The organism is Streptomyces sp. NRRL S-31 (assembly GCF_000718775.1).
Taxonomy (GTDB): Bacteria; Actinomycetota; Actinomycetes; order Streptomycetales; family Streptomycetaceae; genus Streptomyces.
Genome location: NZ_JOCB01000003.1, coordinates 1 through 25,904, shown reverse-complemented (window position 1 = coordinate 25,904; position 25,904 = coordinate 1). Strand labels below are relative to the sequence as shown.

The following is a 25,904-nucleotide window of genomic DNA, read 5'->3' as shown; positions in this document are numbered from 1 at the left end:
GGGCTGCCGGGGCGGGTGTGTCAGCCGGCGGCGGGCACCTCGGCGGTGGGCCGGGGTCCCACGTAGCGCGCCACCGGGCGGATGATCTTCGGATCCGCGGCCTGTTCCAGGATGTTGGCGCTCCACCCCACCGCCCGCGCCGTCGCGAAGGTGGGGGTGAACATCTCCCGGGGCAGGCCGCAGAGTTCCATGACCACGCCGGCGTAGAACTCGACGTTGGTGTGGAGTTCCCGGCCGGGCTTCAGCTCGGCGAGGATCGCCTCCACCCTGCGCTCGACCTCCACCGCGAGGCGCACCCGCGGACCCCCGAAGCCGAGGGCGATCTCGCGCAGCATCCGTGAGCGGGGGTCCTCCGTGCGGTAGACGGCGTGCCCGAAGCCCATGATCCGGTCGCCGGCGAGGACCCGCTCGCGGATCCAGGCGTCGGTCCGGTCGGGGGTGCCGATCGCGTCCAGTGTGTCCAGGGCCCGGCTGGGCGCGCCGCCGTGCAGCGGCCCGGAGAGCGCGCCGACGGCGCCGGTCAGACAGGCGGCGACGTCGGCGCCCGTGGACGCGATGACGCGCGCGGTGAAGGTTGACGCATTGAATCCGTGGTCAATGGTGGAGATCAGGTATTGCTCGACCGCACGGGCGCGGCGCGGGTCCGGTTCCGAACCGGTCAGCATGTACAGGTAGTTGGCCGCGTACGGCAGGTCTTCGCGCGGCTCCACCGGATCCAGTCCCCGGCCGAGCCGGTGGAGCGCGGTGAGCAGGGTGGGTACGGCCGCGCAGGCCGCCACGGTGTCGGCGCGCCGCCGGTCGGCGTCGATGTCGTAGACCGGCCGGAAGCCCCGCGCCGCCCCCAGCAGGGACAGGGCCGTGCGCAGCCCCGCGAGGGGTCCGGCGAGCCGGCCGGCCCCGGCGATGGCGGGCAGCGCGGCGCGCACCTCCCCGGGCAGGCGGCGCAGGGCCGCGGTCTCGGCGGCGAAGGCGGCGCCGCGGCGTGCGTCGGGCAGCGTGCCGTGGACGAGGAGGTGCCAGACGTCCTCGAAGCTCCGGGTGCGGGCGAGGGCGACGGCCGGGTACTGGCGGTAGTGGTAGAAGCCCTCCCGGCCCCGGACGTCACCGACCTCGGTCTCGGCGACGACTACGCCGGCGAGGCCGCGCGGGGCGTCGATGAGTGGGGTGGCGGTGCTGGGGGCGGTGGCGCTGGGGCTGGGGCTGGTGGCGGTCACGGTGCCTCCTCGGACGTGTTCCCGAACTTGATCCGACTGTCCATGCTTGACGATATTGCTGTCAATGTTGATTGAATCAATGTGTAGTCATCAATATGTGCAGGGACGACTACGGTGACCTCCATGCGCGATCACGACACCGCCCCCCACCGCCCCGGGCGCCGGCTGACCACCCGGGAGACCGCCGAACTGCTCGGTGTGAAGCCCGAGACGGTCTACGCGTACGTGAGCCGCGGTCTGCTCAGCAGCAGACGCGAGCCCGGCGGCCGGGCCAGCACCTTCGAGGCCGGGGAGGTGGAGGCCCTCGCCCGCCGCAACCGGCGCGAGGCCGCCGGCGGCCCGGGCTCCGGCGGTGACCTGTCCGTCCGCACCCGGATCACGCTGATCGAGCGGGACCGGTACTTCTACCGGGGCGTGGACTCGGTGGAACTGGCCGCCCGCCACTCCTACGAGGAGGTCGCCGAGTGGCTGTGGACCGGCCGGCCGGCCGCGGGGGTGCGGTTCACCGCACCCCGGGACACCGTCGAGGTCGCCCGCCGCGCGGTGGACGCCCTGTCCGAACACGCCTCGCCCGTCGACCGGCTGCGGGTGGCGGCGATCGCCGCGGCGGCGGAGGACCCGCTGCGCTTCGACCTGTCCGAGGAGGCCGTGCTGAACACGGCGCGCACCCTCATCCCCACCCTGGTCGCCGCCCTGCCGCCGGTCCTGTACGACCGCGAGGACGACGGTCCGCTGGCCCACCGCCTGTGGGGCCGGCTCTCCGGCCGCCCGGCCGACGATGCCTCCCTGCGCGTCCTGGACACCGCACTCGCCCTGCTGGCCGACCACGACCTGGCCGCCTCCACGCTCGCGGTCCGGGTCGCCGCCTCTGCCCGGGCGCACGCCTACGCGGCCGTCTCGGCCGGGCTCGGCGTGCTGGAGGGCCCGCTGCACGGCGCGGCCAGCGGCCTGGCCCACCGGATGCTCCTGGACGTCCTCGACCAGGGCACGGCGGTCCCGGTGATCGCCGAGGAGCTGCGTGCGGGCCGCCGCGTCCCCGGTCTCGGCCACCGGCTGTACACGGGCGAGGACCCCCGCGCGCGGGTGCTGTTCGAGCTGCTGGAGCGGGTCCCGCGCGCGGAGTCCGCGCTGCTCGCGGCCCGGGACGTCGTCGCCACGACCGCCCGGCACGCCCCGCTGCACGCCAACGTGGACCTGGCCCTGGCAGTCTTCACCGCGTCCAGCGGCATGCCCGCCACGGCCGGCGAGACGATCTTCGCCGTCGCACGGACCGCGGGCTGGATCGCCCACGCCCTGGAGGAGTACGGCGAACGGCCGCTGCGCATGCGGCCCACCGGCCACTACGTCGGTCCCCGGCCGCCGCGGCCCCTCCCGGAGTAGGACATGCCCGGGCCGGAAGTCGCCCCCGGGCGAGTCAGGTTAGGCTCACCTCTGTGAGTAGGTGTGCGACCGTCTCCCAGAGCCTTGACGAGCCGGTTTCCGGCACGGCTGCCACGGCGACGACGTGGCTGCTGCTGGAACAGCCCGGCCCGTGGGGCGCGAAGGCCCTGACCTCCAGCCACCTGGACCCCGAGCTGGGCCGGGCCCTGGAGGCCGCCGCCGACGGAACCGGCGTCCGCGTCGCGCTCATCCGCCGCCCCGGACGCCACGCCGACCCCGGCACATCCGCGACGCGGCAGGTGTACGCCGCGCACACCGTTCCCGGGCGTGGATGGCTGCACAGTGCCACCACACGCGAGCCGCGGCGCCTGCTGGACCTGGACTTCGCCGGCCTCGGGGCGGGCGACCACCGTTCACTCGGCGCGGTGCTCGGCGGGCGGCCCCACCAGGGAGAGCCACTGGCGCTCGTGTGCACCAACGGCAAGCGCGACCGCTGCTGCGCCCTGCTGGGCCGTCCCCTCGCCGCCGAGCTGGTCGCGTCGGGCGTGCGGGGCGTCTGGGAGGTCACCCATCTGGGTGGACATCGGTTCGCTCCCACGGTGCTCGTCCTGCCGTACGGCTACGCCTACGGCCGTGCCGGGGCGCACACCGTCAAGGAGGCGCTGCACGGCGCGCGGGAGGGGCGCGTGGTCGTCGAGGGGTGCCGGGGGTGCTCCGCGTGGGAGCGGCCCGGCCAGGCGGCGGAGCTGGCCGTGCGGTCGGCCGCGGGCGAGTACCGGGCGGGTGTGCTCAGCGTCGTGCGGACCGACGGCGCTGCCGCCCGCTGGGAGGTCACCGTCGCCCACACCGACGGCCGCCGGTGGCGGGTCACCGTCGCGCAGGGGGCGTCCCTGCCACCGCGACCGGACAGCTGTGGCACCGCGGTGCTCGGCACGCCCGCGCGGATGGACGTGGTCGAGGTCCGGGAACTGAGGCCGACGGCGCTGGCGAGCTAGGAGCGGAGGCGGAGTCGCCGTTTCCCGGTCCGGACCGGCGGAGGCGCCGTTTCCGCCGGTGCGGACCGTGTCCACCCTGTCGGCATGACTTGATCAAGAGATCCACCCCACACTCGCTGGGGCGCTCCCGGCTGTCCCACGTACCGTCGTCGGTATGAGCCCCACTCCCCCCGCACGCCGACTGCGCCTAGGGCTGCCCCGGCGGATGTTCTCGCAGCTGCTGCTGATGCAGGTGGCCATCGCCGCGGGGGTGGCGGTGCTCGCGACCGGGCTCTTCCTGGCGCCGCTGAGCGAGCAGCTCGACCAGGAGGCGATGCGCCGCGCGCTGGCCATCGCCGAGACCACAGCGCAGGACCCGCAGATCGCCGAGGGCGTCCGCGCCGCCCCGCCGAGCAGGAACGGGCCCGTGCAACGGGAGGCCGAGCGGATCCGGCGGGCCACCCACGCCGAGTACATCGTGGTGCTGGACCGGAACTGGGTGCGCTGGTCGCACCCCACGGCCTCGGAGATCGGCCGGCAGGTCTCCACCGACCCCCGTGACGCCCTGGCCGGCCAGGAGGTCATGGAGATCGACAAGGGCACCCTGGGGCGCTCGGCGCGCGGCAAGGTGCCGCTGTACGACGCGGACCACCACATCGTCGGCGCGGTCTCCGTCGGCATCGCCTACGACAGTGTGCGGGCCCGGCTGATCAGCGCCATCCCGGGGCTGTTCGCGTACGCCGGGGGCGCGCTCGCGGTGGGCGCGCTGGCCGCCTGGCTGATCTCGCGCCGTGTCCAGCGGCAGACCCGGGACCTGGCCTTCTCCGACATCTCCGCGCTGCTCGCGGAGCGCGAGGCTATGCTGCACGGCATCCGGGAGGGCGTGGTCGCGCTGGACGGGAGCGGCCGGGTCCGCCTGCTCAACGACGAGGCGCGGCGGCTGCTGGGCATCGGCGACGAGGCCGTCGGACGGCTGCCGGACGAGGCGCTCGGCGCGGGCCGTACGACGGACGTGCTGGCCGGCCGGGTGACCGGCACCGACCTGCTCACCGTGCGCGGCCAGCGCGTCCTGGTCGCCAACCGCATGCCCACCGACGACGGCGGCGCCGTGGCCACCCTGCGCGACCGCACCGAACTGGAGCAGCTGGGGCGCGAACTGGACTCCACGCGCGGGCTGATCGACGCGCTGCGCGCCCAGGACCACGAGCACGCCAACCGCATGCACACCCTGCTGGGGCTGCTGGAGCTGGAGATGTACGACGACGCGGTGGAGTTCGTCGGCGAGGTGGTCGGGGACCACCGGGCCACCGCCGAACAGGTGACGGAGAAGATCCAGGACCCGCTGCTGGCCGCGCTCCTGGTCGGCAAGGCGACCGTGGCGGCCGAACGCGGGGTCGCCCTGTGGGTGTCGGAGCACACCCGGTTGCCGGACCGGCTGATCGATCCGCGGGGTCTGGTCACGGTCGTGGGCAACCTCGTGGACAACGCCCTCGACGCGGTGGCGGGCACACCGCACGCGCGCGTGGAGGTCGAGTTGCGCGCGGAGGGCCGTACGGTCGTCCTCAGGGTGCGTGACACGGGCCCCGGGATCCCGGCGGAGCAGCGGGAGGTGGTCTTCACGGAGGGCTGGTCCACCAAGAAGCCGCCCGCGCACGGCAAGCGGGGCATCGGGCTGTCGCTGGTACGGCGGCTCGCCGAGCGGCAGGGCGGCAGCGCGGCCGTGGGCACGGCCGCCGGCGGTGGCGCGGAGTTCACCGTGGTGCTGCCCGAGGCGCTGACCGAGCCGGAACCGGAGCCGGAGCCCACCGGCCCGGTCGTGCCGGTCCCGCGGACGGCGCACGTCCCGGCCGCCGCCGAGGAGGAAGCGTGATGATCGAGGTGCTGGTGGTGGACGACGACACCCGGGTGGCCCGGGTCAACGCCGCCTACGTGGCGAAGGTGCCCGGCTTCCACGTGGCCGGCGAGGCGCACAACGCGGCCGAGGCGCTGCGCCGGGTGGAGGACCTTCCGGCGCTGGACCTCGTCCTGATGGATCACTACCTGCCCGACGACACCGGGCTGGCGGTCGTGCGGGAGATGCGCCGGCGCGGCCACCAGACCGACGTGATCATGGTGACGGCGGCCCGGGACGTGTCGACCGTCCAGGCGGCCATGCGGCAGGGGGCGTTGCAGTACCTGGTGAAACCGTTCGCCTTCGCCGGTCTGCGCGCCAAGCTGGAGGCCTACGCCGAACTGCGGCGCACTCTGGACGGTGGCGGCGAGGCGGAGCAGGCTGAGGTGGACCGCATCTTCGGTGCCCTGTCCGCCCCGTCGGAGCCCGGTCTGCCCAAGGGCCACTCCCCCACGACGGCCGAGCTGGTGCGCCAGGCGCTGCTGAGCACCGAACACCCGCTGTCCGCCCAGGAGATAGCCGAGCGGACGGGGGTGAGCCGGCAGACCGCGCAGCGGTACCTGAAGCTCCTGGAACGCACCGGCCGGGCCCGGCTCACCCTCAAGTACGGCGACGCGGGCCGCCCGGAACACCGTTACGTGTGGGCGACCCGCGCCTGAGCGGACCTCATGCGGTGGCCGGTCCGCCGCCTACGCGGCGGTCACCCGGCCGCCTTGACGAACTCCGTCGTGTACGTCTTGTCCAGGTCGACGTCGGCGTTCTTGATGTTGGGGTTGAACGCCTTGAGCACCTTCTCCACGGTCTCGGGGCCGCCCTGGGGCATCACGCCGTCGTCGGTGAACATCGGCAGGGTGCTCTTGACGGCCTGTGTGTACAGGGCCTTGTCACCCTGGGAGTAGTCGGCGGGCATCTTGGCGGCGATCTCGTCGGCGCTGTGCGTGGACATCCACTTGAGCGTCTTGACGAATGCGTTGACCAACTTCTGGACGGTGTCCTTGTGTCCGTTCACCCAGTCCGTCTGCATGTACAGACTGGACGACGGGTACGGCCCGCCCAGCGCCTTCTGCGAGCCCTCGGGGGTGCGCATGTCGACGAGGATCTTCCCGGCCTTCTTGGCCAGGATCGTCGCGACGGTCGGATCGGTGGTCATACCGCCGTCGATCGCGCCCTTCTGGAGCGCCGCGATGAACGTCGGCCCGGCGCCCACCGCGACCGGTGTGAACTCGCTGATCGGCACGCCGTTCTTCACCGCCAGGTACTTGGTGAGGAAGTCGGTCGAGGAGCCGAGCCCGGTCACACCCAGCTTGCGGCCCTTGAAGTCCTCGGGCGAGGTGAGCTCACCGGCCGCCTTGTCCGAGACGACCTCGACCTCGCCGGGCGCGTGCGAGAACTGCACCACGGACTCCACCGACTTGCCCTTCACCTGGAGATCGAGGGTGTGGTCGTAGAACCCGACCGCTCCCTGCACCTGGCCGGAGACGAGCGCGGTCTCGGCCTGGACCCCGGCGGGCTCGCTGAGGAGCTGGACGTTCAGGCCCTCGGCCCGGAAGTGGCCGAGGCGCTGGGTGAGCATGGCGGGCAGGTAGATGACCTTGTCCAGTCCGCCGACCATGATCTTGACGGTCTCGCCCTTGCCGCCTCCGCCGCCGGTGTCGGCCGTGGGGCCGGCCGCGTCGTTGGCGCAGGCGGTGAGCGAGGAGAGGGCGAGGAGTCCGGCGACGGCCAGGGCCACGGGTCCGGTGGGCTTGCGCATGCGGTTCACGTCCTTGTGAGGGGGCGGTGCGGGTGCGGGAGGGAAGCGGGCAGGTCGGCTCAGCTGTCGGAACCGGTCGGTTTCCAGCGGAAGATGCGGCGCTCGGCGAAGGTCAGCAGGCCCTCGGCGACGAGGGCGACGACGGCGAGGATGACCATCGCGGCGTACACGCCGGCCGCGTTGAAGGTGTTCTGCGACTGCGCGACGAGCAGGCCGATGCCCTTGGTCGCGCCGATGTACTCGCCGACGATGGCGCCGATGAGCGCGAAGCCGAAGCTGACGTGGAGGCTGGTGAAGATCCAGGAGGTGGCCGACGGCACGACCACCTGGAGGGTCACCCTGCGGTCGCTCGCGCCCAGGACTCGGGCGTTCGCCACGAGGTTGCGGTCCACCTCGCGGGCGCCCTGGAAGGCGTTGAAGAACACCGGGAAGAAGACGAGCACCACGGCGGAGGCGACTTTGGAGGACGGCCCGAGGCCGAACCAGATCAGGAAGATGGGCGCCAGGACGATCCTGGGGATCGAGTTGAGCACCTTGATGTACGGACCAAAGATCTCGGCGAGCAATCTGATCCGCCCCAGCGCGATGCCGAGCAGGACACCGCCGACCACACCGATGACCCAGCCGAGCAGTGCCTCGTACAGCGTGTACCAGATCTGCTCGCCCAGGGAGCCGAGGGCCGTCCCATGGGTCACCCAGGTGTGGATCTGGTCCCAGATCTTCGAGGGCATCGAGAAGTTGAACGGGTCGATGACCTCGGCGCGGGACAGCGCCTCCCACAGCCCGAGGACGGCCACCAGGACCACCACGCGTGCCGCGTTGACGAGGAGCTTGTGCCGGCGTGCCGCCCGGGCGCGGGTCTGGGCCCGACCGGGCGTCGCGGCGGCGGTGTCGACGACCGGGGGCTTGAGAACCTCAGGCGACATGGGCGGCACCCCTCTCACGGGTGATGCGGACCTCTTCGCCGAGGGACTCCCAGATCTCGCGGTAGATCTCGATGAACCGCGGTTCCAGCCGCACCGACTCGACCTTGCGGGGGCGCGGCAGGTCGATGTCGAAGACCTGCTTCACGGTCGCGGGTCCGGCGGTCATCACGACGACCTTGTCGGCCAGCGCGATGGACTCCTCCAGGTCGTGGGTGACGAAGACGACGGAGGCACCGGTGCCCTCCCACAGTTCCAGCAGCTCGTCCGACATCAACGCCCGGGTCTGCACGTCCAGCGCCGAGAACGGCTCGTCCATCAGCAGGATCTCGGGGTCGTTGACGAACGTGGCCGCCAGGGCGACCCGCTTGCGCTGACCGCCGGAGAGCTGGTGCGGATAGCGGTCCTCGAAGGCGGCGAGTCCGACGCGGGCCAGCCACTCGCGGGCCTTCTCCCTGGCCTCCGCCTTGGGTACGCCCCGGAAGCGCGGACCCGCCATGACGTTGGACAGGACCGTCCGCCAGGGGAAGGTGGCGTCCTGCTGGAAGACGAAGCCGACCTTGTCGCCGACGCCGTCGACCGCCTCCCCGGCCACCAGCACCTCACCCTCGGTGGGCTCCTCCAGGCCGCTGACCAGCGTCAGGGTGGTGGACTTGCCGCAGCCGGTCGGACCTACGACGGCCACGAACTCGCCGCGCCCGACGGTGAGGTCCAGGCCGTGCACGGCCGTGTGCAGCCCCCCTGACGGGGTTTTGAAGATCTTGCCGGCGCCCCGCAGCTCGATGGCGGGGCCGGTGTATGCGCTCATGGGCCGGGACGGTAGGCGCGGCCCGGTCACGGCAGGAGTCTTGTGAGCTCAAGCCGTTCTTTTGCTCGCAAGAACCTGTTGTGCTCGTTTTGCTCGCGCTACAACTGCGGAGCCGAAAGACGGGCTCCACGCTCGCCGGCCTTGAAGGAGAGGCCCCGATGATTGACGTCCTGGTGGTGGACGACGACTTCCGCGTCGCCGAGATCAACGCCAAGTACGTGGGAAAGGTTCCCGGTTTCCGGGTGACCGCCCGTGCGCACACCGCCGCCCAGGCCCTGGCCGCGGTCGAACGCGGCACCGTCGACCTGGTCCTGCTCGACCACTACCTGCCGGACCGGACCGGCCTGGAACTCGTGCACCGCATGCGGGAGCAGGGCCACCGCACCGACGTCATCATGATCACGGCGGCCAGCGACGTGACGACCGTCCAGCAGGCGATGCGCCTCGGTGCCCTGCACTACCTGGTCAAACCGTTCACCTTCGCCGCGCTGCGCACCCGCCTGGACTCCTACGCCGCCCTGCGCCGCACGGTCGACCGGGTCGGCGGACGCGGCCTGGCGGGGCAGGAGCAGGTCGACCGGATCTTCGGCGCCCTGCGCACCGCCACCGCTCCCTCCGCGCCCGGCCTGCCGACCGGGCACTCCGAGCCCACGACCGACCTCATCTGCGGCGTCCTGCACCGCGCCGGCCATCCGCTCTCGGCCCACGAGGTGGCGGCCCGGACGGGGCTGAGCCGCTCCACCGCCCAGCGCTACCTCCGCCATCTGGAGCAGGCGGGCCGTCTCCGGCTGTCCCTGAAGTACGGCGACACCGGCCGCCCGGAACACCGGTACGCCTGGGTGGCGCCGTAGGGCCTCGCGTCCGGGAAGGGCCGGGCCCGCGGGCGGGTCACACGGCTCCGGCCCCGGTCAGCGAACGCACCTCGGTTTCCGCGAACGTGGCCTCGTCCACGACCTCGTCCGAGGTGACCGTGCCCAGCCAGCCGGCGAGGAAGCCGAGCGGGATGGAGACGACCCCCGGGTTCTCCAGCGGGAAGTACTGGAAGTCGACGCCCGGGAACAGCGACTCCGGGCTGCCGGACACCACCGGGGAGAGCAGCACCAGTGCGATCGCCGGCACCAGACCGCCGTACACCGCCCACACCGCGCCCCGCGTGGTGAAAGAGCGCCAGAACAGCGAGTAGAGCAGGACCGGCAGGTTCGCCGACGCGGCGACCGCGAAGGCGAGCCCGACGAGGAAGGCGACGTTGAGATCGCGAGCCAGCAGACCGAGCGCGATCGCCACGACGCCGACGCCGACCGCGGCCCACCGTGCCACCGCCACCTCGCCGCGCGGGACCCTGCCACCGGGGCGCCGCAGCGTCGCGTACAGGTCATGGGCCACCGAGGCGGAGGAGGCGAGCGTAATGCCCGCGACCACGGCGAGGATCGTCGCGAAGGCCACGGCGACGACCACCGCGAACAGCACGGTGCCTCCTGTCGAGCCCGCTCCGCCGCCCAGGTCCAGGGCGAGGAGCGGCACCGCGGTGTTCCCCGCCGCGTTGGACGCGCGTACCGCACCGGACCCCACCACCGCCGCCGCGCCGAAGCCGAGGACGATCGTCATCAGGTAGAAACCGCCGATCAGACCGATGGACCACACCACGGAGCGGCGGGCGGCCCGCGCGGTCGGCACGGTGTAGAAGCGGGACAGGATGTGCGGCAGTCCGGCCGTGCCCAGCACCAGCGCGAGCCCCAGGCTGATGAAGTCGAGCCGGGCGGTCCAGTCCCCGCCGTACTTCAGCCCGGGCGCCAGGAACGCCTTGCCCCGCCCGCTGCGCTCCGCGGCGGTGAGGAGCAGCCGGTCGACGTCGCCGTGGAAGCGCAGCAGGACGAGTACGGTCAGCAGGACCGTCCCGCCGAGCAGCAGGACCGCCTTCACGATCTGGATCCAGGTGGTGGCCCGCATCCCGCCCAGCGACACGTAGATCACCATGAGCGCGCCGACGCCGATGACCGCCCAGACCTGCGCCGCGCCCCCGGTCCGCCCGAGCAGCAGCGCCACCAGGCTGCCCGCGCCGACCATCTGTGCCACCAGATACAGGACGGACACCACCACCGAGGACGTTCCCGCGGCGATCCGCACCGGCCGCTCCCTCATCCGCGCGGCCACCACGTCGGCCAGGGTGAACCGCCCGCAGTTGCGCACCAGTTCGGCGACGAGGAACAGCACGACCAGCCAGGCCACGAGGAAGCCCACGCCGTAGAGCAGCCCGTCGTACCCGTACAGCGCGATGAGTCCGCTGATGCCGAGGAAGGAGGCGGCCGACATGTAGTCGCCCGCGATGGCGAAACCATTCTCCATCGGGGTGAACAGCCGCCCGCCGGCGTAGAACTCCTCCGCGGAACCGTGCCGTCCGCGACTCACCCAGGTCGTGATCCCGAGCGTGACCGCCACGAACCCGCTGATCAGCAGCAGCGCCAGGGTCTGATGGTCACCGTTCACGCGGCACCTCCCCTGGCTCCGCGGGCCAGTTCCTGGGTGTCCCAGCGCAGCTCCAGCGCGGCCCGGTCGCGGCGCAGCCGCGCGTGCCGGGCGTAGGCCCAGGTGAACAGGAACGTGGTGAGGAACTGCGCGAGCCCCGCGAACATGGCCACGTTCACCGCCCCCACCACGGGCCGGGCCATGAGTGCGGGCGCCGTCGTCGCGGCGATCACATAACCCACATACCAGAGCAGGAAGCCGGCGACTCCCGGCACCACGAACCGCCGGTACCTGCCGCGCACCTCCTGGAACGCCGGCCCGCGCTGCACCTCGACGTACACATCGCGGGCGCGCACCCCCGGCTCGCCGGGCCCGCCCCGCGCGGGCGGCACGGACGGCGTCGGCAGACCCGCCCCGTCCAGGTTCGCCCAGCCCGCGTCCGCGGCGTCGTACCAGGGGTCCTGGTACGTCACGTCACGGGTGGGCCCGCCGTGGTCCTCGTGCTTCCCGCCCGAACTCTCGGGACCGTTCCCGGCTCCCTGGGGACGACCATTGCTTGACTGCATGCCCAAGGATGGACAGACCGGGACCATCCCTGACTCTTCTTCCTCCGGCTCTTCACTCCATCAGGTGACTTACCGGGGAGAAGGCCGCACCAGCCCCTTGCCGTAGGCGTAACGCACCGCTTGCGCTCGGTCCTTGAGGCCCGTCTTGGCGAAGAGGTTGTTGGTGTGCGTCTTCACGGTCGTGGTCGACACATGGAGCCTGCGAGCGATCTCCTGGTTGCTGAGCCCCTCGGCGATCAGCACCAGGACCTCGGTCTCCCGCGCGGTCAGTCCGTCGGGCGCCTGCCCCGCCGCCGGCAGGGGCTCGGGTTCGGGCTGCGCCAGCCGCTCGAGCAGCCGCCGCTGGATGCTCGGCGACAACCCCGCGTCCCCCGACAGCACGCTGTGCACGGCACGGACGATCTCCTCCCCGCCCGCGTCCTTCGTCAGGTACCCCCGGGCGCCGGCCCGCAGCGCGGGGAACAGCGACTCGTCGTCCGCGTAGGTGGTGAGCACCACGACCTGGGTGCCGGGATACCGCGTCCGGATCCGCCGGGTGGCCTCCACGCCGTCGCAGCGCGGCATCCGGAGGTCCATCAGCACGACGTCCGGCGCGAGTTCACCGACCAGCCGCACCGCCTCCTCGCCATCGCCCGCGGCCCCCACCACGTCCACGCCGGGCAGCAGGCCGAGCAGCATCACGATGCCCTCCCGGACCACGGTCTGATCGTCGACCACGACCACCCGCGCGGACTTCCTCTCCACCTCCGGATCCGTCATACGGGCACCTTCAGCGTCACCACGAACCCCTCTTCGTCCGGTCCGGCGTCCAGCGAACCGCCCAGCAGCTCCGCGCGTTCGCGCATGCCCAGCAGACCGTACCCACCTCCGGAGCCGTCGAGTTCGCCCGGCCGGCCGCCCGAGTCCCGCACATCGAGCGTCACTTGGTGCTCGCTGTAGTCGAGCCGGACGTCGACCCTGGCGCCGTGGGCGTGCTTGCGGACGTTCGTCAGCGCTTCCTGCGCGACCCGCCGCACGGCCTGGGACGCTTCGGCCGGCAGGGGTCTGCGTTCACCTGTGACGGTGACCTCGGCACCGTCGGCGCCGCTGACGAGGCCGGTCAGGAAGTCCTCCAGCGGGGTCAGCTCGCCCCGCAGCGCGGACAGCGCCTGCCGGGTCTCGGCGAGGCCGTCGCGGGCCATCCCCCGGGCGGCCACCACCCGCTCCAGGATCCGTTGGCGATCCGCGCCGTTCTCGATCAGCAGCCGGGCCGCCTCCAGGTGCACGAGCTGCGCCGAGAGGCTGTGTGCCAGCACGTCATGGATCTCCCGTGCGATGCGGGTCCGCTCGGCCAGCGCCGCGGACTCGGCCTCCGCCGCGCGGGCGGCGCGTTCCTGCGCGAGCAGCCGCTGCGCGCCGCCCCGGGCTTCCGCGTCGAGCCGCAGGACGTATCCGGCGAGGGCCATGCCGGCCACCGTGGCCGCCGTGGTCAGCCAGACGTCGTTGGTGAACGCGGAGTAGGAGGCCAGCGCCACCGACGCGCTCGGGACCGCGGCACCGAGCGGGAGCCGCTCCAGCGCGCTGACTCCGCAGCCGCACCAGATCACGAGGGCCGGTCCGGTGAATCCCGTCGCCTCGGCGGCGACCGCGATGCCCAGGAGCACGCCCATGAGCGCGAGGGACGGCACCAGCCGGTGATCATAGGTCGTCCGGAAGAAGGCCCAGGAGACGAGAGCGGCGACGACGATCCCGCCCACTGCCGCGAGCGCTCCCCAGGGGCCGACGTGCCGCTGGCTGAAGGCGGCCCACAGGAGCATGGCCAGCACGAGCAGGCGGACGGCCCAGGCGAGCAGGCGGCGGGGCCGGCTGATGCCGGTGGGGCCGAGCGCTTCGCGTGACGGCCAGCGTGTCCAGACGTTCTCCGTCACACGCGCTCCTTCCAGGCCGGCCGGACGCCGCCACCGTACGCCGGGGCGGGAGGGCTCGCGGCACCGAAGGACCGGGCCCGCCAGGTCAGGATCGCGCCGCGGACCAGCAGCGTGCCGGCGAGGCCGAGCATCAGCGCGGAGCTGTCCTGGTGCAGCCCGCGTACGGAGCCGAGGGCGAAGGCACCGGCGCGCAGGGCTATGCCCACGCCCCACACGCCGATACCGGCCTTGGTGGTCGCGGTCCACACGACGCCGTCCGCCGCCGTCCAGACGCGGGTGGTCCAGCCCCAGCCGGCGCCCGTGACCAGGGCGATGAACAGCTCGACCACGAGCAGGGCGGCCGACTCCGCGCGGTGGTGGGGGTCCAGGACGCCGGGCTCGCGCAACGCGACGGCGGCGAGGACCACGGGCAGCAGCCACCAGCGACGGTCCGTGTCGATCGGGCGGGCGCGGAACTGCCGCGCGATCACCAGGGCGGCCACGGCCGCGATCACCAGCACGTCGACGAGCCCGGACATCGGATCCTCCGTGAGCGAGTAGGCGGAGCCGGAGCGAGCACCGCCCCGGTGCCTTCGAAGTTACGGAGATCGGCGGGCCGGCGGATCGGACCCCGGGTGGATCACGGGTGGAGATCCGCACGGCGGTTCATCTCCACCCAGGGGTGGAGAAACCCTCGGGGCCGGACAACCGGGCAGGGCGAAGCCGCACGGTGTGCGGGTGCCCGCCGACGGCCGGCGAACGGGCGTCGGGGGTGCGTCACCCAAGGCCGAGGGGGGTGGCGGACTTCTGTCCGCCACCCCCCTCGGCCGATACCCGGCGCAGTGGTCAGGCGTCGATGCGCGACCGGTCCAGCGTCGCCGCCGAGCCGGAGATGAACTCCTTGCGGGGAGCCACGTCATTGCCCATCAGCAGGTCGAAGACCTGCTCGGCGGCCTCCAGGTCGGAGAGGTTGATGCGGCGCAGGGTGCGGTGGCGCGGGTCCATCGTGGTCTCGGCCAGCTGGTCGGCGTCCATCTCGCCCAGGCCCTTGTAGCGCTGGATGGAGTCCTTGTACCGGATGCCCTTGCTCTGGAACTCCATGAGCTTGTCGCGCAGCTCGCGGTCGGAGTACGTGTAGACGTACTTGTCCTGGCCCTTCTTCGGCTGGATCAGCTCGACGCGGTGCAGCGGGGGCACGGCGGCGAAGACCCGGCCGGCCTCGACCATGGGCCGCATGTACCGCTGGAACAGCGTGAGCAGCAGGCAGCGGATGTGGGACCCGTCGACGTCGGCGTCGGTCATCATGATGATCTTGCCGTACCGGGCCTGGTCGATGTCGAAGGTGCGGCCCGAGCCCGCTCCTATGACCTGGATGATCGCTCCGCACTCGGCGTTCTTGAGCATGTCGGTCACCGACGACCGCTGCACGTTGAGGATCTTGCCTCGGATGGGCAGCAGGGCCTGGAACTCGGAGTTCCGCGCCAGTTTCGCCGTGCCGAGCGCGGAGTCGCCCTCCACGATGAACAGCTCGCTGCGGTCGACGTCGTCGCTGCGGCAGTCGGCGAGCTTGGCCGGCAGGGACGAGGACTCCAGGGCGGTCTTCCGGCGCTGGGCGTCCTTGTGCTGGCGGGCCGCGACCCGGGTGCGGGCGGCGGCGACCACCTTCTCCATGACGACCCGGGCCTGGGCGGCGGCATCCCGCTTGGCGGCCGTCAGGAACGCCTTCAGCTCGCTGGTGACGACGTTGTTCACGATACGGCGGGCCGCCGACGTGCCGAGGACCTCCTTGGTCTGGCCCTCGAACTGCGGCTCGGCCAGGCGCACCGTGACGACGGCGGTGAGGCCCTCCAGCGCGTCGTCCTTGACGATGTTGTCCTCGGCCACGCGCAGCATCTTCTTGGCGCGCAGCACATCGTTCATGGTCTGGGTGAGGGCCTGTTCGAAGCCGGCCACATGCGTGCCGCCCTTGGGGGTGGCGATGATGTTGACGAACGACCTGACCGTCGTGTCGTAGCCGGTCCCCCAGCGCAGCGCGATGTCGACGCCCAGCTCGCGGGTGACCTCGGTCGGGGTCATCTGACCGTGGTCGTCCAGGACCGGGACGGTCTCCTTGAAGGTGCCCTTGCCGGAGAAGCGGAGGACGTCGCAGATCGCCCTGTCGTTCGCCAGGTACTCGCAGAACTCGCTGATGCCGCCGTCGAAGCGGAAGGATTCCTCGCCCTTGCTGCCGCCCTCGCCCAGACCGAACTCGTCACGGACGACGATGGTCAGGCCGGGCACCAGGAACGCGGTCTGCCGGGCGCGCTGGTGCAGCGTGTCCAGGGAGAGCTTCGCGTCCTTCAGGAAGATCTGCCGGTCGGCCCAGTACCGCACGCGCGTGCCGGTGCGCGTCTTGGGAACCTTCTTGGTCTTGCGCAGTCCGCTCGCGGCCTCGAACTTCGCGTCGGCACCGCCGGCCGCGAAGGCCCCGGGCACGCCGCGCCGGAAGCTGATGGCGTGGGTGTGGCCGCCGCGGTCCACCTCGACGTCGAGACGGGCGGAGAGGGCGTTGACCACGGAGGCGCCGACGCCGTGCAGGCCGCCGGAGGCGGCGTAGGAACCGCCGCCGAACTTGCCTCCCGCGTGCAGCTTGGTCATGACGACCTCGACGCCGGACAGGCCGGTCCTCGGCTCGACGTCCACGGGGATACCGCGGCCGTTGTCCCGCACCTCCACGGAGCCGTCGTCGTGCAGGATCACCTCGATGCGGTCGCAGACCCCCGCGAGGGCCTCGTCCACGGAGTTGTCGATGATCTCCCACAGGCAGTGCATGAGGCCGCGGCTGTCGGTCGAGCCGATGTACATGCCCGGGCGCTTGCGCACGGCCTCGAGGCCCTCAAGGACGAGGAGGTGCCGCGCGGTGTAGTTGGAACCGTCCCGGTCTGCTCCTGCCAGCAGCGCTGTGGACGGCACGGACGTATCGGCGGTCACGCGGTTCGCTCCTCGCTGAATTTCAGATGGCCCCCTTTTGGGTAAGGGGGCGGCTTCGGTCGCCGCTCAGAGGGTACCGAGCCCTGGTAGAGCCGGTGTAACGCCACCCTCGGTGGCAACTCACACTAGTCCAGCCTCGCATGCCTGTTCGATCCCTCGATGGAGTGAAGCACATATCACGTTCCCTTTGGGGCATGAACCATTTAGGCTCCGGGCACGTCCTCATGAACAACCGGCAACCCGGCCGGGAGGACCGAGACAGCAAGACAGCGCGAAACCGTACGCACATAGAGACGCAATACGGCACATTCGCCGCCAACCGGCAGCAGACAGCCGCCCCCGGAGATTTTTTCGAGGGAAAGCCACGAGCGGGAACGTTTGGGGCTGGTTGGATGTTGACCCTGGTACGACAGCTCGTCGAGCTAGAGAAGAGGCGACGTGACTACTGTTCTGACCCCCGCGAGCCCGTTGACGGCCGCCGATCGCTGCGACCGCTGCGGCGCCCAGGCATACCTGCGCGTCGTCCTGCTCAGCGGCGGAGAACTGCTCTTCTGCGCCCACCACGGTCGCAAGTTCGAGCCGGAACTCAAGAAGATCGCCGCTGAGATACAGGACGAGACGGAGCGGCTGACGTCCGTTCCGAACACCGCTTCCGAAGAAGAGCGCTGAATCTCGCACACACGACGAGCCAGCCCCGGTTCAGGCCGGTGAACGGGCGGTCGCTCCCACCAGGAGCGACCGCCCGTGCTCATGCCCGCGCACGCCCCCGGAGGGGCTCACACGCTCCCGTGGGGCGCCTTCCGGGCCTTCGTGGCGGGCTCCAGCGCCCGTACGACCTCGGAGACGCGTGTATAGACCCCGGGGAGCCCCGGGCGCCCGCAGCCGCTGCCCCAGGAGACGAGGCCGATCAGCAGCCCTCCCGCCACCAGCGGGCCGCCGCTGTCGCCCTGGCAGCCGTCGGGACCGCCGGCGACCTCACCGGCGCACAGCATCGTGGCGGCCTGGTAGGCGCCGTCCGGGCCGCCGGGGTAGGCGCGGGCACACTGCTCGTCGGGGAGTACGCGTACGTGTGCGGCCCGCAAGCGCCGTGGGTACGCTCCGTCACCGCTCGTGTCACCCCACCCGGAGACCACCGCCGGGGTGCCCGGCGCGTAGGCCGGATCACCCGGGCGGGCCATGGTGACGACACTGCTCCACGGCAGCGGCTCGGCGAGCGTGAGGACCGCGAAGTCCCCGGAGTTGGTCGTGACGTCGTATCCGGGGTTGACCCGGACGTCCCGCACGGCGATCTCCTGGCCCTCCGACGACAGCAGATCGGTGCGGCCCGCGATGACCTTGAGGTCGCGCATCCGGTTCGGCGGTGCCCCGAGGACTTCCTCGGCCATGCAGTGGGCCGCCGTGAGCACGGTGGTGCGCCCGACGGCCACGGCGCCGCAGAACTGCCCCGCCCGCGTACCTCCGAACCGGTCACGGCTGGCGAGCGCCACCGTCCACGGGGCCTGGGAGACATCGATCGGAAAGCCTCCGACCACCACACTGTCGGCGACCGCCGGGGCCGCGCTGACCAGGGGTATCGCGGTCATGGCGGCCATCAGGGCCAGTGGTCGGACCAGTGCCCGGGCTACGGAACGGCGCATGCGTGCTCCTCACTCTGGAGTCCTGCTGGGGACCCAGAGTGATCCACGACACGGGATCGCGCAGCGCGAAGGCCCGGCTCCACGAAGGGGAGCCGGGCCTTCGCCGTCATACGACCGCGACCTAGTCGAGGTAGTCGCGCAGCACCTGCGAACGCGACGGGTGGCGCAGCTTCGACATGGTCTTGGACTCGATCTGGCGGATGCGCTCACGCGTCACGCCGTACACCTTGCCGATCTCGTCGAGGGTCTTCGGCTGACCGTCGGTGAGACCGAAGCGCATGGAGACGACGCCGGCCTCGCGCTCGGAGAGGGTGTCCAGCACGGAGTGCAGCTGCTCCTGGAGGAGCGTGAAGCTGACCGCGTCGGCCGGGACGACGGCCTCGGAGTCCTCGATGAGGTCACCGAACTCGCTGTCGCCGTCCTCGCCCAACGGGGTGTGCAGCGAGATGGGCTCGCGGCCGTACTTCTGGACCTCGATGACCTTCTCCGGGGTCATGTCGAGTTCCTTGGCCAGCTCCTCCGGGGTGGGCTCGCGGCCCAGGTCCTGGAGCATCTGGCGCTGGACGCGCGCGAGCTTGTTGATGACCTCGACCATGTGCACCGGGATACGGATGGTGCGGGCCTGGTCGGCCATGGCGCGGGTGATCGCCTGCCGGATCCACCAGGTGGCGTACGTGGAGAACTTGTAGCCCTTGGTGTAGTCGAACTTCTCGACCGCGCGGATCAGACCGAGGTTGCCCTCCTGGATGAGGTCCAGGAAGAGCATGCCGCGGCCGGTGTAGCGCTTGGCCAGGGAGACCACCAGACGGAGGTTGGCCTCCAGGAGGTGGTTCTTGGCGCGGCGGCCGTCCTCGGCGATGATCTCCAGCTCGCGCTTGAGCTTGGGGGCGAGCTTGTCGGAGTTGGCCAGCTTGTCCTCGGCGAACAGACCCGCCTCGATGCGCTTGGCGAGTTCCACCTCCTGCTCGGCGTTGAGCAGGGGGACCTTGCCGATCTGCTTCAGGTAGTCCTTGACCGGGTCGGCGGTGGCGCCGGCCGCGGCGACCTGCTGCGCGGGCGCGTCGTCCTCGTCCTCGTCGGACAGGACGAACCCGGCGCTCTCGGCACCCTCGGGCTCGTCGGCGACCTTGGTCTCCTCGAGGACCTCGTCCTCAAGGAGTTCGACGTCGTCCTTCTTGGCCGCGGTCTTCTTCGCGGCCGTCTTCTTGGCGACGGTCTTCTTGGCGACGGCCTTCTTGGCGGTCGTCGCCTTCTTCGCGACAGCCTTCCTGGCGGATGCGGCATCCTCGGCGGAATCGGCCGCGGCCGGAGCGGCGGCTGCCGTGGGGGCGGCCGGGGCGGCGGTGGCCTTCCTGGTGGTCACCGTCTTCGCCGCTACCGTCTTGGTGGCGGTGCGCTTGGCCGGACTCTTCGCTGCGACGCTCTTGCGGGTGCGCTTGGGCTCTGCGGCACTGACCATCAGCGTCACACCCTCTTCCTCAAGAATCTGGTTGAGGCTGCGCAGTACGTTCTTCCACTGAGTGGCCGGGATCTGGTCAGCTTCGAAGGCCCGACGCACATCGTCGCCGGCGATCTGCCCCTCAGCCTTTCCCCGCTCAATGAGCGCCATGACAGAGACGGACTCGGCGATCTCCGGCGGGAGCGTACGGGATGTGCTGGCCGACACGAACAACCTCTCGGAACGTTGGAAAACGGCTTCCGGCACCGTCCACTGCGGACGGGAGCCGACCACCGGCCTGGGGATGGGCCGACGGCGCGGGCGGGGCCGGGAAGATGCACAGCGCCGTGTACGGCGTCCGTATTCCCTCCGCGGCTATCACCTCTTAGGTCATCGCGCTGTCTCCGCGAGCGTTACGCCCATTCTGCGTGGTCCGAGTCACACCCCGTAAGTGGCCAAAAGCAGTCAGATACGTACAGACGAGATCATCAGCCGCCACCAAGGCGGTCGTGCCGATGACCAGGCCTCCCGTCGCACCGCCGGGCCCCGCCGGATCCCCCGAAGATCCGACGGGGTCCGGCGATGGCCGGTGCCCGGCCCCGGCACCAACCCGAGCACCACGAGGACACCGCACACCGGCGACCGCACCGCGCCCCTCGCGGAGTCAGTGCTCGCGCGGGGCGGGCACCACACGCTCCACCTCGGGGTGGACCGTGAGCAGCTGGCGCATGGCCGCCTCCGCCGCCGTGCCGTCGCCGGTGCCGAGCGCGTCGACGATCCGCGCGTGCTGCGCGAGGGACGCCTCGTTCGGCCGGTCGCAGCCGGTGACCGGGCCGCCGGACACCTGGAGCGCCGCCGAGACGATGCCGGAGAGGTGCTCCAGCATGCGGTTGCCCGCGATCTGGATGAGCATCGCGTGGAACTCGGTGTCGGCGCGCGAGTAGGTGAGCGCGTCACCCTGCGCCATGGCGTGGCTCATGATCTCGACCATGTCGCACAGGCGCTGCTGCACCTCCTCGCGTCCGTGGCCGGCGGCGAGACGGGCGGCGAGCGGCTCGATCGTCCAGCGCAGCTCGCTGAGCTCCCGGCGCTGGTCGTCGCGCTGTGGCCCGAAGGCCCGCCACTCGATGATGTCCGGGTCGAGCAGGTTCCAGTCGCTGACGGGACGCACGCGCGTGCCGACGTTGGGCCGGGCGCTGACCAGGCCCTTGGCCTCGAGGACGCGGAGGGACTCGCGGACGACGGTGCGGGAGACCTCGAACCGCTGGCCGATCTCCTCGGGCACCAGCGGGCGGTCCGCGCCCAGGTCGCCGGAGACGATCATCTGTCCCAGCTGCTGGACGAGTTGGCCGTGCAGTCCGCGTCCGCGGCTGCCCGTGGCCCGCCGGCCGACACGGCCCAGTTCGGGTTCCCCGCCGTCCCAGGCGGGCGGACCGACGCGGTCGGTCACCGGGGCCTCGGTGTAGGGGTAGCGGTCGAGTTCGCCCGGGCCGACCAGACCTGAGTCGGTGGAGCGGGCGGCGTTCATCATGGTGTGCGCAAGGGTACTCACGGATCCTTTGTCGGCGCCGCCTCCAACTCCCTTGAGGTCTTTGGTGAAAAGCACACGAAAGGGTGATCGCTCACCCCGTCGCAATTGACGCCTTATCGGAAAGAAATGGGCTTCCTGCGGGGAGTTGTGCGCAGAGCAGGACCACAAGCGGACAGGCGGCGGTCATCGCGGTCTGGTGCGGAGCGCCGTGAGCAGATACGCGCAGAGCAGCCCCGCGAGGGACAACACCAGTGCCCCGCCCACGGGTTGGCCGAGGACACGGGTGGCCGCGAGCAGGTACCGATCACCTCCGAACGGCCACTGCGACAGGAGGACCTCCCGCATCCGCACCGGGAAGCCGGCCGCCATCCGCGTCGCCGGGCCCGGCAGCACCTTGTGCACGAGGGGGACGACGACGACCGGTACGGCCAGGACCGCGGCCAGTCCGGCCGTCGTGGACCGGAACACGCCGGCCGCCAGTACACCGGCCCAGGCACAGCCGACGACCAGCCCGAACCAACCCGCGGTCAGCGGCAGCCAGTCCGCGGGAACTTCCGTCAGCTCCCGTCCGTAGACGATGTAGAGCACCTCGGCGTCGCAGCCCACGGTGAGGAAGGCGAGCAGCCCCGCGGTGACCCCGGAGACGAGCAGTTTCGCGGTGAGCAGCCCGAGCCGTCGGGGGACGGTGCCGCGGTCCGCGGCCAGGGCGGGGTGGCGGAACTCGTCGCCGAAGGCCAGCGCGCCGAGCAGCCCCGCCGCTAGTGCCGCGGGCGGCAACGGCACCTGCCGCGGCCAGGCCGCGAACAGCCGCGCCTGCGGAGTGTGCCCGATCCGTGCCAGGAGTACGGCGATGAGCGCGGACAGGAGGAGCGCGGCGCCGCAGGTGAGGAAGCCGGTACCGATGCCGGCGGCGCGCCGGATCTCGTAGCGGAGGGGACGCAGGGGACTCGGGGCGGCCCGGACGGAGATGGGAGGAGGAAGCGGGGAGGAGACGGCGGCGACCCGCACATGGTCTGGACGGGCGGTGCGATCGGTCCGCGACGGCGGGGTGCCGGGGGTCCTGGCCCCGGGCAGGAGGGTGCGGGTGCCGGTGACGGTCGCGGCGGGAGCCCCCGCGCCGCCGGTCTGCGGCTCGCGGGGCGCCGTGGCCGGGCCGGGGCCGCCCTCCGGGCGGGCCGTCGCCCCGGTGGGCCGGCCGTCGGCGGCGTTGCCCGGCACCTCGCCGGTCCGGCTCCTGCCGCCCGGCGCGGTGCCGCCGAGAGTCGTGCCTCCCGCCGAGGAGGTCGCGGCGGCCGGTGGCACGTCACGGGGCCGAGTGCCGGAGGCGCTCACCGGGCGGTCCGGCCCGGGTTCCCGGTCGAGAGTTTGGGCACGCGCCGACCGCTCGCCTCCGGGGCCGTACGAACGTTCCGGGACCGTACGACCGGTCGCCGACTCGCCCTCCCCCACCGGAGAGGGGCCGGCCTTGGTCCGCTCCTTCTCCGGTGTCGGCAGGTCGCCGGCGGAGGTGCGCTCCCGCCGCTCGGTCGGGTGACCGGGGGCGGGGGTACGTCCCGGCGCCGGGGTGCGCGGTTCCGGTGCGGAGCGATCACGGGTCGCCGTACTCGATCCGGCCGCGGCCGGACCCGGCCGCACCGGCGGCTCGGTGGCACGCGGCCCGGTCGGGGGAAGGCCCGGGGGAAGGCCCGGGGGCGCGGCCCCGTGCGGTACAGCCGGTCTCGCGTGTTCCGGCTCCGTCGGCGTCTTCGTCGGCGTCTTCGTCGGCGTGCCGCCCGCTGCCCGGCCCGGTTCTCCGGGCGAACCGGCGAACGCCGCATGAGCGGCGTCCGGCGCGGAGGCGGGAGCGGCTTCCCGTGCCACGCCGCCGGGCACCGCGTGTCCGATCCCCACCCGCGCACGGGCGGCCGAGACCCGCTTCCTGTCGCCGCGCGGAGCATCGGGGGTGACCGGGTCCCGCCCCGTGGTTCCGTGCTCCGGCCGGTCCCCCGGCGCCGCGGGCGGCGCGTCCGGTACCGGCTGCCGGGGTGCTCCGGAGGGCGTCCCGGCGTCTTCCTCTTCTCCCGCGCCCGGGCCCATGTCGCCCACCTCGTCGGCCAGTTGGTGGACGAGGATGCCGTGGCGGTACGCGATCTCCCCGATGTCGGCGGTCGTGCTGCCGTACACCGAGAGGCGGTTGCCGCCCTCCCGTACGACTTCGACGGAGCGTCGGGCGGTGCGGGCTTCCTTGGCGAGCAGGGCCGCGAGGCGCGGGGCATGGGGGCTGCGCACGGCCACGCGCGGGCGCAGCCGGGTGCGGGCGAACACCCCGGCCTCCTGGTCGGCGACGAGCCTGCCGTCGTCGAGTGTGAGGACCCGGTCGGCGGTGCGTGCGGCTTCCCTGGGCTGGGCCGTGGTGAAGAGCACGGTGCCGCCCTGGGTGGCGTGGGCCCGCAACATGCCGTGCAGCCACTGCGCCTCGCGGGTGGAGAGGCCCTCGGTGGGTTCGTCCAGTACGAGTGTGTGCGGGTCGGTCAGCAGGGCGCAGGCGAGGCCGAGCCTGCGGTCCATGCCGCGTGACAGTGTGCCGAGGCGCTCCTCACGGAGGCTGACCAGACCGACGGCTTCGAGCACCTCGTCGGCTCGCCGCGCGGGGACTCCCGACGCCGCGCACAGCATCCGCAGATGGCCGCGGAGGGAGCGGGCGGGGTGACCCGGCACATCGCCGAGGAGTGCGCCGACCTCCCAGGACGGATGGGCGATCTGGTGCAGGGGCCGCCCTCTGAAGTAGGTGACACCACGCCCCTGTTGGAGCTCGAGCATCAGTTTGAGCGCCGTCGTCTTGCCCGCGCCGGCACGCCCCAGGAGCGCGGTGACGTGCCCGGCGCGCGCTTCGAAGGAGACGTCGTCGACGGCGGGCGGATGCGCCTTGCGGGGGTTGCTGGTCAGTCCGAAGGCCTGGATCACCTGAAGCAAGATAGCGCGACATGTCTGGTTTTTCGGGTATAAGGCGACTTGCGACTAGATGCCGTGTGACCTCGCCCCGCCTTTGTCCGCCGTTCGACGGAGCCCGAGCCCGCACCCGAGTCCGCGCTCGGCCGGATGGAACCCGCGCTCGGCGCGGGCGACCGGCGGACCCACCGCCCGGCGGTTCCGGCGCCTGACGCTCCGCGCCCCGCCGCTCAGACCTCGGGGCGCAGCATCGGCGGGTTGAGCAGGGTGGCGCCACCGGCCCGGAAGAGCTGGGCCGGACGGCCGCCCTGGCGGGTGGTCGTGCCTCCGGTGGGCACGAGGAAACCGGGGGTTCCGGTGACCTTGCGGTGGAAGTTGCGCGGGTCGAGTGCCACGCCCCACACCGCCTCGTACACCCGGCGCAGCTCGCCGACGGTGAATTCGGGCGGGCAGAAGGCGGTGGCCAGCGACGAGTACTCGATCTTGGAGCGCGCCCGTTCGACCCCGTCGGCGAGGATCTGGGCATGGTCGAAGGCGAGGGGTGCGACGGGTTCGCCGTCCCGGCCGTACCCGCCCCGCGCCAGCAGTTCCTCGACCGGGGCCCAGCGCGCGTTGCTGGCGTCACCGCCGGCGCGCGGTGCGGGCAGGTCGGGCGCGAGGGCGAGGTGCGCGACGCTGACCACGCGCATCCGCGGGTCCCGCTTGGGGTCGCCGTAGGTGGCGAGCTGCTCCAGATGGGCTCCGTTGTCCTGGGCGGGGGCCGAGGGTTCGTGGGCGCACAGCCCGGTCTCCTCGGCCAGCTCGCGCGCCGCCGCCTGGGACAGGTCCTCGTCGTCCCGTACGAAGCCACCGGGCAGCGCCCAGCGTCCCTGGAAGGGAGGCTCGCCCCTGCGTACCGCCAGTGCGCACAGGGCATGGCGGCGCACGGTCAGCACGACCAGGTCAACGGTGACGGCGAAGGGCGGGAAGGCTGACGGGTCGTAGGGCATGCGGCGATCATAGTCGTCTTCCTGACGATAAACACTCCCCTCATCGGGCGTATCGACGGCGATTCCGCTTCGTTCCGGCATGGCGCGCGGGGCCGGACCCGTGCTCCGGTCATATGGCGTCGTCCAAGGTTCATCCTCCTGGTCGTACGAGGTCAGGCGCCCGGTCGTACGACGTCAGGCGCCCAGGCGCGGACCGTCCGCCACCGGGCACTTCGTCCCGTCCGGCTGTCGCAGCGCGGGTACCGAACGCACCACCGGTAGCGGATGCGTCGCAACCGTCGCCTGCCCGGGCTGACACCGGTCGGTGCTCATCCGTCGCCTTGGGGGCGCCGGTGCGTGCCGTCCGACGGCGTCCCGCCGGCCGCGGAGTCACCCGCGTCCGCCGCGCGTGCGCGCGTGGCGCTCGGGCTCCGGGTGCCGGGGCGGGCGGCTTCGGCGGCGGACGACCGGGGGCGGGAGTCGGCGGGCCTGCGTCGGTCCGCCTTCGCCCCGGCTGTGCGGCGGCCGTCGTCGCCCGCCGCGCTCCGGGTGCGGCGCCTTCGCTGCCCGGCGG

At 72.3% G+C, this 25,904-nt stretch carries 21 protein-coding genes; 6 read left to right on the top strand and 15 right to left on the bottom strand.

The genetic code is table 11. The features are described from left to right. Positions 1–20: 20 nt before the first annotated feature. Positions 21–1,214 (bottom strand): citrate synthase/methylcitrate synthase, encoded by a 1,194-nt coding sequence (locus IF37_RS0101925; protein WP_052844919.1) that lies wholly within the window; start codon positions 1,212–1,214, stop codon positions 21–23. A 123-nt stretch (positions 1,215–1,337) separates the two neighbouring features. Between IF37_RS0101925 and IF37_RS0101920 the strand changes: the two genes are divergently transcribed. From IF37_RS0101920 to IF37_RS0101905, 4 genes are all read left to right on the top strand, one after another. Beyond that, a complete protein-coding gene (locus tag IF37_RS0101920) occupies positions 1,338–2,594 on the top strand; it encodes a citrate synthase (protein WP_030735055.1) in 1,257 nt (418 codons plus the stop codon). A gap of 53 nt (positions 2,595–2,647) precedes the next feature. After that, positions 2,648–3,589, top strand: a complete 942-nt coding sequence (locus tag IF37_RS0101915; RefSeq protein ID WP_030735052.1) for a sucrase ferredoxin — start codon at positions 2,648–2,650, stop codon at positions 3,587–3,589. Between the two features lie 154 nt (positions 3,590–3,743). After that, positions 3,744–5,438, top strand: coding sequence for a sensor histidine kinase (locus IF37_RS0101910; RefSeq protein WP_173456693.1), 1,695 nt, complete (start codon positions 3,744–3,746; stop codon positions 5,436–5,438). Further along, a complete protein-coding gene (locus IF37_RS0101905; RefSeq protein ID WP_030735047.1) occupies positions 5,438–6,118 on the top strand; it encodes a response regulator in 681 nt (226 codons plus the stop codon). Before IF37_RS0101910 ends, IF37_RS0101905 begins: the two co-directional genes overlap by 1 nt. Positions 6,119–6,159: 41 nt before the next feature. Here the strand turns inward: IF37_RS0101905 and IF37_RS0101900 are convergent, their stop codons facing one another. The 3 genes from IF37_RS0101900 to IF37_RS0101890 are packed head-to-tail and all read right to left on the bottom strand — an operon-like array spanning position 6,160 to position 8,943. Further along, positions 6,160–7,212 carry an ABC transporter substrate-binding protein gene (locus IF37_RS0101900; protein ID WP_030735044.1) on the bottom strand — a complete coding sequence of 351 codons (1,053 nt, stop codon included), beginning with the start codon at positions 7,210–7,212 and terminating at the stop codon, positions 6,160–6,162. Positions 7,213–7,271: 59 nt separating this feature from the next. Next, on the bottom strand, positions 7,272–8,138 hold the full coding sequence (locus IF37_RS0101895; RefSeq protein ID WP_030735041.1) for an ABC transporter permease: 867 nt from the start codon (positions 8,136–8,138) through the stop codon (positions 7,272–7,274). Beyond that, complete coding sequence (locus tag IF37_RS0101890) at positions 8,128–8,943, bottom strand: ABC transporter ATP-binding protein (protein ID WP_030735038.1); 816 nt, start codon at positions 8,941–8,943, stop codon at positions 8,128–8,130. The genes IF37_RS0101895 and IF37_RS0101890 overlap by 11 nt, the downstream gene beginning before the upstream one ends. Before the next feature lie 158 nt (positions 8,944–9,101). On the opposite strand from IF37_RS0101890, the gene IF37_RS0101885 reads away from it, so the two are divergent. Beyond that, complete coding sequence (locus IF37_RS0101885) at positions 9,102–9,794, top strand: response regulator (RefSeq protein WP_030735035.1); 693 nt, start codon at positions 9,102–9,104, stop codon at positions 9,792–9,794. 37 nt (positions 9,795–9,831) lie between these two features. On the opposite strand, the gene IF37_RS0101880 is transcribed toward IF37_RS0101885, so the two are convergent. From IF37_RS0101880 to IF37_RS0101855, 6 genes are all read right to left on the bottom strand, one after another. Then, a complete protein-coding gene (locus tag IF37_RS0101880; protein ID WP_030735032.1) occupies positions 9,832–11,427 on the bottom strand; it encodes a cation acetate symporter in 1,596 nt (531 codons plus the stop codon). After that, the gene (locus IF37_RS0101875) at positions 11,424–11,972 is read right to left on the bottom strand and encodes a DUF485 domain-containing protein (RefSeq protein WP_030735029.1); all 549 of its coding nucleotides are present in this window, start codon (positions 11,970–11,972) and stop codon (positions 11,424–11,426) included. Before IF37_RS0101875 ends, IF37_RS0101880 begins: the two co-directional genes overlap by 4 nt. A gap of 69 nt (positions 11,973–12,041) precedes the next feature. After that, positions 12,042–12,731, bottom strand: a complete 690-nt coding sequence (locus IF37_RS0101870) for a response regulator transcription factor (protein WP_030735026.1) — start codon at positions 12,729–12,731, stop codon at positions 12,042–12,044. Next, complete coding sequence (locus tag IF37_RS0101865) at positions 12,728–13,879, bottom strand: histidine kinase (RefSeq protein WP_030735023.1); 1,152 nt, start codon at positions 13,877–13,879, stop codon at positions 12,728–12,730. The genes IF37_RS0101870 and IF37_RS0101865 overlap by 4 nt, the downstream gene beginning before the upstream one ends. Next, on the bottom strand, positions 13,876–14,397 hold the full coding sequence (locus IF37_RS0101860) for a hypothetical protein (RefSeq protein ID WP_030735020.1): 522 nt from the start codon (positions 14,395–14,397) through the stop codon (positions 13,876–13,878). The genes IF37_RS0101865 and IF37_RS0101860 overlap by 4 nt, the downstream gene beginning before the upstream one ends. 307 nt (positions 14,398–14,704) lie before the next feature. Beyond that, positions 14,705–16,828, bottom strand: a complete 2,124-nt coding sequence (locus tag IF37_RS0101855) for a type IIA DNA topoisomerase subunit B (RefSeq protein ID WP_030735017.1) — start codon at positions 16,826–16,828, stop codon at positions 14,705–14,707. 438 nt (positions 16,829–17,266) lie between these two features. On the opposite strand from IF37_RS0101855, the gene IF37_RS0101850 reads away from it, so the two are divergent. Next, positions 17,267–17,497, top strand: a complete 231-nt coding sequence (locus tag IF37_RS0101850; protein ID WP_030735014.1) for a hypothetical protein — start codon at positions 17,267–17,269, stop codon at positions 17,495–17,497. Between the two features lie 107 nt (positions 17,498–17,604). Here the strand turns inward: IF37_RS0101850 and IF37_RS0101845 are convergent, their stop codons facing one another. The 5 genes from IF37_RS0101845 to IF37_RS0101825 form a co-directional block, all read right to left on the bottom strand. After that, complete coding sequence (locus IF37_RS0101845; protein ID WP_030735012.1) at positions 17,605–18,465, bottom strand: serine protease; 861 nt, start codon at positions 18,463–18,465, stop codon at positions 17,605–17,607. 121 nt (positions 18,466–18,586) lie between these two features. Further along, positions 18,587–20,131: an RNA polymerase sigma factor gene (locus IF37_RS0101840; protein WP_030735009.1), complete on the bottom strand. Its 1,545-nt coding sequence runs from the start codon at positions 20,129–20,131 to the stop codon at positions 18,587–18,589. 436 nt (positions 20,132–20,567) lie between these two features. Beyond that, positions 20,568–21,455 carry a FadR/GntR family transcriptional regulator gene (locus tag IF37_RS0101835; RefSeq protein WP_079165503.1) on the bottom strand — a complete coding sequence of 296 codons (888 nt, stop codon included), beginning with the start codon at positions 21,453–21,455 and terminating at the stop codon, positions 20,568–20,570. A gap of 162 nt (positions 21,456–21,617) precedes the next feature. Further along, positions 21,618–24,386 carry an ATP-binding cassette domain-containing protein gene (locus IF37_RS0101830; RefSeq protein ID WP_173456692.1) on the bottom strand — a complete coding sequence of 923 codons (2,769 nt, stop codon included), beginning with the start codon at positions 24,384–24,386 and terminating at the stop codon, positions 21,618–21,620. Between the two features lie 206 nt (positions 24,387–24,592). Further along, the gene (locus IF37_RS0101825) at positions 24,593–25,351 is read right to left on the bottom strand and encodes an NUDIX domain-containing protein (RefSeq protein ID WP_030735000.1); all 759 of its coding nucleotides are present in this window, start codon (positions 25,349–25,351) and stop codon (positions 24,593–24,595) included. Between the last annotated feature and the right edge of the window lie 553 nt (positions 25,352–25,904).

Coding starts and splice junctions, on each gene's coding strand:
- IF37_RS0101920 (WP_030735055.1), top strand. CDS start 1,338: ATGCGCGATCACGACACCGCCCCCCACCGCCCCGGGCGCCGGCTGACC.
- IF37_RS0101910 (WP_173456693.1), top strand. CDS start 3,744: ATGAGCCCCACTCCCCCCGCACGCCGACTGCGCCTAGGGCTGCCCCGG.
- IF37_RS0101905 (WP_030735047.1), top strand. CDS start 5,438: ATGATCGAGGTGCTGGTGGTGGACGACGACACCCGGGTGGCCCGGGTC.
- IF37_RS0101900 (WP_030735044.1), bottom strand. CDS start 7,212: ATGCGCAAGCCCACCGGACCCGTGGCCCTGGCCGTCGCCGGACTCCTC.
- IF37_RS0101895 (WP_030735041.1), bottom strand. CDS start 8,138: ATGTCGCCTGAGGTTCTCAAGCCCCCGGTCGTCGACACCGCCGCCGCG.
- IF37_RS0101890 (WP_030735038.1), bottom strand. CDS start 8,943: ATGAGCGCATACACCGGCCCCGCCATCGAGCTGCGGGGCGCCGGCAAG.
- IF37_RS0101885 (WP_030735035.1), top strand. CDS start 9,102: ATGATTGACGTCCTGGTGGTGGACGACGACTTCCGCGTCGCCGAGATC.
- IF37_RS0101875 (WP_030735029.1), bottom strand. CDS start 11,972: ATGCAGTCAAGCAATGGTCGTCCCCAGGGAGCCGGGAACGGTCCCGAG.
- IF37_RS0101870 (WP_030735026.1), bottom strand. CDS start 12,731: ATGACGGATCCGGAGGTGGAGAGGAAGTCCGCGCGGGTGGTCGTGGTC.
- IF37_RS0101860 (WP_030735020.1), bottom strand. CDS start 14,397: ATGTCCGGGCTCGTCGACGTGCTGGTGATCGCGGCCGTGGCCGCCCTG.
- IF37_RS0101845 (WP_030735012.1), bottom strand. CDS start 18,465: ATGCGCCGTTCCGTAGCCCGGGCACTGGTCCGACCACTGGCCCTGATG.
- IF37_RS0101825 (WP_030735000.1), bottom strand. CDS start 25,351: ATGCCCTACGACCCGTCAGCCTTCCCGCCCTTCGCCGTCACCGTTGAC.